This window comes from Luteibacter sp. P4_D7_3 (assembly GCF_056401735.1).
In genome coordinates this window covers 1-7679 of the sequence record NZ_JBFUIT010000196.1, presented here as the reverse complement: position 1 = coordinate 7679, position 7679 = coordinate 1, and the positions used below count along the sequence as shown (strand labels likewise).

The 7679-nt window shown below is 62.2% G+C and carries 7 protein-coding genes; all 7 read left to right on the top strand.

What is annotated here, in order from left to right; translation table 11 throughout:
* Positions 1-2 precede the first annotated feature (2 nt).
* The 7 genes from nuoH to nuoN are packed head-to-tail and all read left to right on the top strand — an operon-like array spanning position 3 to position 7559.
* A complete protein-coding gene (nuoH, locus tag AC1DSN_RS15355) occupies positions 3-971 on the top strand; it encodes an NADH-quinone oxidoreductase subunit NuoH (protein WP_477331489.1) in 969 nt (322 codons plus the stop codon).
* Between the two features lie 5 nt (positions 972-976).
* Positions 977-1468, top strand: coding sequence for an NADH-quinone oxidoreductase subunit NuoI (nuoI, locus tag AC1DSN_RS15350; RefSeq protein WP_063571794.1), 492 nt, complete (start codon positions 977-979; stop codon positions 1466-1468).
* 16 nt (positions 1469-1484) lie between these two features.
* The gene (locus AC1DSN_RS15345; RefSeq protein WP_063571795.1) at positions 1485-2144 is read left to right on the top strand and encodes an NADH-quinone oxidoreductase subunit J; all 660 of its coding nucleotides are present in this window, start codon (positions 1485-1487) and stop codon (positions 2142-2144) included.
* Positions 2141-2446: an NADH-quinone oxidoreductase subunit NuoK gene (gene nuoK / locus AC1DSN_RS15340; protein WP_036112219.1), complete on the top strand. Its 306-nt coding sequence runs from the start codon at positions 2141-2143 to the stop codon at positions 2444-2446. The genes AC1DSN_RS15345 and nuoK overlap by 4 nt, the downstream gene beginning before the upstream one ends.
* A gap of 4 nt (positions 2447-2450) precedes the next feature.
* Complete coding sequence (gene nuoL / locus AC1DSN_RS15335; protein WP_477331486.1) at positions 2451-4559, top strand: NADH-quinone oxidoreductase subunit L; 2109 nt, start codon at positions 2451-2453, stop codon at positions 4557-4559.
* A gap of 14 nt (positions 4560-4573) precedes the next feature.
* Positions 4574-6085 (top strand): NADH-quinone oxidoreductase subunit M, encoded by a 1512-nt coding sequence (locus AC1DSN_RS15330; protein WP_213948275.1) that lies wholly within the window; start codon positions 4574-4576, stop codon positions 6083-6085.
* Between the two features lie 13 nt (positions 6086-6098).
* Positions 6099-7559 carry an NADH-quinone oxidoreductase subunit NuoN gene (nuoN, locus tag AC1DSN_RS15325; protein WP_477331484.1) on the top strand — a complete coding sequence of 487 codons (1461 nt, stop codon included), beginning with the start codon at positions 6099-6101 and terminating at the stop codon, positions 7557-7559.
* Positions 7560-7679: the final 120 nt, after the last annotated feature.

Here is a 7679-nt window from a genome sequence, read left to right as displayed (position 1 = left end):
CGATCGTGCTGCCGCTGGTCATTGGCGTCGCGCTGTACGTCTGGTGGGAGCGCAAGGTGCTCGGCTGGATGCACGTCCGCATGGGGCCGAACAAGGTCGGTCCCGCCGGCTTGCTCCAGGCCTTCGCCGACGTCGTCAAGCTGCTCCTGAAGGAAGTCGTCCTTCCCACCAACGCCAACCGCGCGCTCTACTTTCTCGCGCCGATGCTCGCCCTGGTCCCCGCGCTCGCCGCGTGGGCCGTGGTGCCGTTCGGTCCGGAAGTGGTTCTCGCCAACGTCAACGCCGGCGTGCTCTACCTGCTGGCCATGACCTCGATGGGTGTGTACGGCATCATCCTCGCCGGCTGGGCATCGAACTCGCGCTACGCGATGCTCGGTGCGATGCGTGCCGCGGCGCAGGTGATCTCGTACGAACTGTCGATGGGTATGTCCATCGTCTGCGTGCTGGTGCTGACCGGTAGCCTGAACCTCTCGGCCATCGTCCACGCGCAGTCGGGTAACTTCTTCACCTGGTACTGGCTGCCGCTGCTGCCGGTGTTCGTCATCTACTTCGTCTCGGGCGTGGCGGAAACCAACCGCGCACCGTTCGACGTGGCGGAAGGCGAATCCGAAATCGTCGCGGGCTTCCACGTCGAATACTCCGGCTCGCCGTTCGCGCTGTTCTTCCTGGCCGAATACGCCAACATGATCCTGGTCAGCTTCCTGACCTCGATCTTCTTCATGGGCGGCTGGCTCTCACCGTTCCCGGAAAGCTGGGGCCTGATCGGCCACGGCGGTTTCCATTGGCTCTTCATCAAGGCCTTCTTCTTCGCCTTCCTGTTCCTGTGGTTCCGCGCGAGCTTCCCGCGCTACCGCTATGACCAGATCATGCGTCTCGGCTGGAAGGTCTTCATCCCCATCACCATCGTCTGGGTCCTCGTCGCCGGCTGCATGAAGTATTTCGGCTGGGTCCACCTCGGCACGGGAGCCTGAAAGCCATGACCCGCGTAACCCACTATCTCAAAAGCCTGCTGCTCATCGAGCTGTTCAAGGGCATGGGCCTGACCATGCGCTACATGTTCAGCCCGAAATACACCGTTCGCTATCCGTTCGAGCACATTCCCAAGTCGAACCGCTTCCGTGGCCTGCACGCCCTGCGCCGTTACGCCAACGGTGAAGAGCGCTGCATCGCCTGCAAGCTGTGCGAGGCGGTGTGCCCGGCGCTGGCGATCACGATCGACTCGGCACCGCGTCCGGAAGATGGCCAGCGCCGCACCACGCGCTACGACATCGACCTGTTCAAGTGCATCTTCTGCGGCTTCTGCGAAGAGAGCTGCCCGGTGGATTCGATCGTCGAGACGCACGTGCACGAGTACCACTTCGAAAATCGCGGCGAGAACGTAGTAACCAAGGCCCAGTTGCTGGCCATTGGTGACCGGTTCGAGCAGGACATCGCTGCCGCCCGCGCGCAAGACGCGGCTTACCGCTGAGCGCCCGGAGAACTCGATGAATACCGATCTGCTTCAACTCATCTGTTTCTACCTCTTCGCCGCGGTGGCCGTTATCGGTGCGCTGATGGTGATCACCGTGAAGAACTCGGTCCACGCCGTGCTCTCGCTGGTGCTGACCTTCTTCAGCATGGCCTGCGTATGGCTGTTGGCCGAAGCGGAGTTCCTGGCCGTTGCGCTGGTAGTCGTCTACGTCGGCGCGGTGATGGTGCTGTTCCTGTTCGTGGTCATGATGCTGGACATCAAGCAGGAGGTCGTCCGCGAGGGCTTCATTCGCTACCTGCCAGTGGGCATCGTCGTCGCGGTGGTCATGCTGGTCGAAATGCTAGCGATGATCGGCGTGAAAGCCATGCACGCCCACACGCTCGGTCCGAACCCGGCCGGTAACTCGAACGTCGCGTGGCTGGGCCAGGCCCTGTACACCGACTTCCTGCTGCCGTTCGAGATCGCCGCCCTGATCCTCACCGTGGGTATCGTCGCCGCCGTCGCCCTGACCCTGCGCCAGCGCGTCGGTGTTCGTCACCAGTCTGCGGCCCAGCAGGTCGTGGTCCAGGCCACCGACCGCGTTCGCGTGATCAAGGTTGCCAGCGAACAGATGGCTTCCGTCAGCCCGGCCCCGGCGCCGGTCGTCGACCCGACGCAGGAGAACGCCAAGTGATCACGCTTTCCCATTACATCGTCCTCGGCGCGATCCTCTTCTGTATCGCGGTCGCCGGACTCTTCATCAACCGCAAGAACGTGATCGTGCTGCTCATGGCGATCGAGCTGATGCTCCTGGCGGTGAACACCAACTTCGTGGCCTTCTCGCGCTTCTTCGGCGACGTCGGCGGCCAGGTCTTCGTGTTCTTCATCCTTACCGTGGCCGCGGCGGAATCCGCTATCGGCCTGGCGATCCTGGTCCTGCTGTTCCGCAATCGCAGCACGATCAATGTCGCCGAAATCGACAGCATGAAGGGTTGATCCGATGAGTCTCTCGCTTTCAATCCTGCTGACGATCGCACTGGCACCCCTGGTGGGCGCGATCCTGGCCGGCCTCTTTGGCAAGCTGATCGGCCGGGCAGGGGCGCATACCGCGACCATCCTGGGCGTGGCAATCGCCTGCGGCCTGTCGTTCTACGTGCTCTACCAGCTGGTCTGGGGTGGTGCACAGAACTTCAACCAGGACGTCTATACCTGGTTCGAGATCGGTCGCTTCCATGCCTCGGTCGGCTTCATGATCGACCGCCTCACCGCCATGATGATGGTGGTGGTGACCTTCGTGTCGCTGCTGGTGCATCTGTACACCATCGGCTACATGGCGGAAGACCCGAGCTACCAGCGCTTCTTCAGCTACATCTCGCTGTTCACCTTCTCGATGTTGATGCTCGTCATGAGCAACAACTTCATGCAGCTGTTCTTCGGCTGGGAAGCGGTGGGCCTGGTGTCGTACCTGTTGATCGGCTTCTGGTACAAGCGCCCGACGGCGATCTTCGCCAACCTCAAGGCCTTCCTGGTCAACCGCGTGGGCGACTTCGGTTTCCTGCTCGGTATCTCGGCGATCCTGTACTTCATGGGCACGCTGGATTACCAGACGGCTTTCGATCACGCTCCCGAGCTGGTCGGCAAGACGCTGCAGATCACGCAGAATCACGCCTGGGACGCCGCGACCGTGATCGGCATCCTGCTGTTCATCGGCGCCATGGGTAAGTCCGCCCAGGTGCCGCTGCACGTGTGGCTGCCGGACTCGATGGAAGGCCCGACCCCCATCTCGGCGCTGATCCACGCGGCGACCATGGTCACCGCCGGTATCTTCATGGTCGCGCGCATGTCGCCGATCTTCGAGCTGACCGAGGGTGCGCTGTCCTTCATCCTCGTCATTGGTTCGACCACGGCGCTGTTCACCGGCCTGATCGGTATCGTCCAGAACGACATCAAGCGCGTCATCGCGTACTCGACGCTCTCGCAGCTCGGCTACATGACGGTTGCGCTCGGCGTCTCCGCGTATAGCGGCGCCGTGTTCCACCTGATGACCCACGCCTTCTTCAAGGCGCTGCTGTTCCTCGGCGCTGGCTCGGTCATCATGGGCATGCACCACGAGCAGGACATGCGCTACATGGGTGGCCTGCGCAAGTACATGCCGATCACCTGGATCACGATGTGGATCGGCTCGCTGGCCCTGGCCGGCACCCCGTTCTTCGCCGGCTTCTACTCGAAGGACGCGATCATCGAGGCCGTCGGTGAGTCGCATCGCTGGGGCGCGGGTTATGCGTACTTCTGCGTCATGGCGGGCGTGTTCGTCACCTCGCTGTACAGCTTCCGCCTGCTGTACATGACCTTCCACGGGAAGGAGCGCTTCACGGTCGAGCACAAGGCGCATGGCCACGGTCATGACGCGCATGCCGTCCATCACGACGCTGCTCACGCTGTCGCCGCTCACCACGACGATGCGCACGGTTCGCACGATATCGTGCAGGACGACGATGACCACCACGGTACGCCGGGCGTGCTCGAGCATGCACCGCACGAGTCGCCGTGGGTCGTTACCGTTCCGCTGGTCCTGCTTGCCATTCCGTCGATCATCATCGGTGGTCTCACCGTCGGCCCGATGCTGTTCGGTGACTGGTTCGGCAAGGCTATCCATGTAGACGAGGCGAACAACGTGCTCGCCGAAGTCGGGCATGAGTTCCACGGCGCCATCGCCATGGGTCTCCACGGCTTCATCCAGTTGCCGTTCCTGCTGGCGCTGGCGGGCTTCCTCGTCGCCACTGTCATCTACCTGTTCAAGCCGTCCATCGCCGACAAGATCAAGAACGCGCTGATGCCGGTCTACAACCTGCTCGACCACAAGTACTGGATCGATGAACTCTACTTCGCGGTGTTTGCGAAGGGTGGTGTGAAGCTCGGCGAAGGCCTGTCGAAGGTGGGCGATACCGCCATCATCGACGGTGCCATCGTCAACGGCTCGGCCAACCTTGTGCAGCGCATCGCCGGTGGCGTCCGCCGCCTGCAATCCGGATTCCTCTTCCACTACGTGTTCGCCATGATCCTCGGCCTCATCCTGCTCTTGGGCGGGTACTGGCTGATCGGGCAATAAGGGAAACGAGCTCTATGTCGAATCACTTGCTCAGCCTGCTGATCTGGCTCCCGGTCGTCGGCGCCATTCCGGTGCTGCTCGCCGGTACCGGACGCCCCGGCCTTGCCCGCTGGATATCGCTCCTGGTCGCGGTCGCCACGTTCGCCGCCAGCCTGGCCCTCATCCCTGCCTATGACGCCACCACGGGTACGATGCAGCTCAACGAATCGTTGAGCTGGATTCCCTCCCTCGGCATCAACTACTCGCTCGCCGTCGACGGTATCTCGGTTGCCCTGATCATCCTCACCACGTTCACCCAGATCCTCGTGATCGTGGGCGCATGGGAAGTGATCCAGAACAAGCCGCACCAGTACATGGCCGCCATGCTGCTGCTCGAAGGCGCCATGATCGGCGTGTTCTGCGCGACGGACGCGATGCTGTTCTACGTGTTCTTCGAAGCCATGCTGATCCCGATGTTCATCATCATCGGTATCTGGGGTGGTCCGCGCCGTGTCTACGCGACGCTGAAGTTCTTCATCTACACGTTCTTCGGCTCGATCTTCATGCTGGTMGGCCTGCTTTACCTGTGGCACAAGACCGGCGGCAGCTTCGCCATCTCGGACATGGCTGCCGTGCATCTGACGCTCACCGAGCAGAGCTGGCTGTTCTTCGCCTTCCTGCTGGGCTTCGCGATCAAGGTCCCGATGGTGCCGGTGCACACCTGGCTACCGGATGCCCACGTGGAGGCGCCTACCGGTGGTTCGGTGGTGCTGGCGGCGGTGATGCTGAAGATCGGTGGCTACGGATTCATCCGTTTCAGCCTGCCGATCGCGCCGGATGCCTCGCAGCATTATGAGTGGCTCATTGTCGTACTCAGCCTGATCGCGGTCTGCTACATCGGCTACATCGCCCTCGTTCAGCAGGACATGAAGAAGCTGGTGGCGTACTCGTCCATCGCGCACATGGGTTTCGTGACCCTGGGTATCTTCATCGCCTTCATCCTGGTGCGTGAGACGAATAACCCGGATGCCGCTCGCCTGGGCATGCAGGGTGCGATGGTCCAGATGATCTCGCACGGCTTCATCTCCGGCGCGATGTTCAGCTGCATTGGCGTCCTGTACGACCGCATGCATACGCGTCAGATCAAGGACTACGGCGGTGTCATCAACGTGATGCCGATCTTCGCCCCGTTCTACGTGTTGTTCGCCATGGCCAATAGCGGCCTGCCGGGCACGAGCGGTTTCGTCGGCGAGTTCATGGTCATCCTGGCCGCGTTCAGTGCCAACCCGTGGATCGCGCTGTTCGCCGCGTTCACCCTGATCATCGGCGCTGCCTACACGTTGTGGATGGTGAAGCGCGTGCTCTGGGGCAAGGTCACGAATTCGCACGTCGCGGAACTGAAGGACGTCAACGGTCGCGAAATCTTCATGCTGAGCGCGTTCGCCGCCGGTGTGCTGCTCTTCGGCATCTGGCCGGAGCCGCTGGTCCACCTGATGGATGCGTCGGTTGCTCGGATTGTCGAGCAGCTGGCCATTACCAAAGTCTGAGCGGGAACTATCCATGCCGAGTATCAACGACATCCTGATCCTGCTCCCCGAGATTTATCTCGTGGTCGCAGCCTGCGTGCTGCTTCTTCTGGATGCTTACCTCAAGCCGGGCCAGAAGGGCGCGGTTCACTGGCTCTCCATCCTCGTCCTGCTGGTTGGCGCGTACCTCGTCGTCAGCGGGCAGCCGGCCTCGTCGGTCAGCGCCTTCGGCGGCATGTTCATCCGTGACGGCGTTTCGGAAGTGCTGAAGGTGTTCTCGCTGCTGATCACAGCGATGATTTTCGTCTACGCGCGTCCGTACCTTAAGGAGCGGGCGATTCCGTTCGGCGAGTTCTACACGCTGACGCTCTTCGCCACCGTCGGCATCATGTTCCTGGTGTCGGCCGGTAGCCTGGTCACGGTGTACCTCGGTCTCGAATTGCTGACGCTCTCGTCGTACGCCCTGGTCGCACTCAACCGCGACTCGAGCCTCTCGTCGGAAGCGGCCATCAAGTATTTCGTGCTGGGTGCGCTGGCCTCGGGCATGCTGCTGTACGGCATGTCGATGGTCTACGGTGCTACCCATAGCCTCGACCTGCACACGATCCACGCCGCCATCGTCGGTACCGAGTGGAAGACCCTGCTGCTGTTTGGCCTGGTCTTCATGATCACCGGCATCGGCTTCAAGCTCGGTGCCGCGCCGTTCCACATGTGGATCCCGGACGTGTACCAGGGCTCGCCGACCGCCGTGACCGTGTTCATCGGTTCGGCACAGAAGCTGGCCGCGTTTGGCATGGCGTATCGCTTGCTCTCGACGGGTATGGGCGATGCTGCCGGCGGTGCCACCGGCCTCGCGCCGCAGTGRCAACTTATGCTGGCCGTGTTGGCCGTGCTTTCCCTGGCAATCGGCAACCTGGTTGCCCTGGTGCAGACCAACCTCAAGCGCCTGCTGGCCTATTCGACCATCTCGCACATGGGTTACCTCTTGGTCGGCTTCGTCAACGGTGGCCCGGACGGCTATTCGGCGTCGATGTTCTACGCGGTGAGCTACGCGCTGACCAGCGCCGCCGCGTTCGGCATGATCATCGTGCTGTCGCGCTCGGGCTTCGAATGCGAAGAGATCGACGATCTGAAGGGCCTCAACCAGCGTTCGCCGTGGTTTGCCTTCCTGATGCTGCTGGTGATGTTCTCGCTGGCCGGCGTGCCGCCGCTGTTCGGTTTCTACGGCAAGCTGTTGGTGCTGAAGGCCGCCGTGGAAGCGGGCATGCTGTGGCTGGCCCTGGTGGGTGCGGTCGCTGCCATCATCGGTCTGTACTACTACCTGCGCGTGGTCAAGGTCATGTACTTCGATGCACCGGCCGAAGGCACCGATGTCCGTGCCACTGCCGACGCGCCGGCTCGCTGGGTACTCTCGATCAATGCGCTCGCGTTGCTGGTGCTGGGCTTTACGTGGTCGCCGCTGCTGGCCTGGTGCCAGAAGGCGTTCGCGGGCTGAGCTCCGGGTAACGCTGGGCATGGAAAGGCGCGGACTTCGGTTCGCGCCTTTTTCTTGTGGGTGCCGATAGTTGATGGATTGTTGCAGGACGCTTGCAAGAATCTGGCCACCTACGTATAC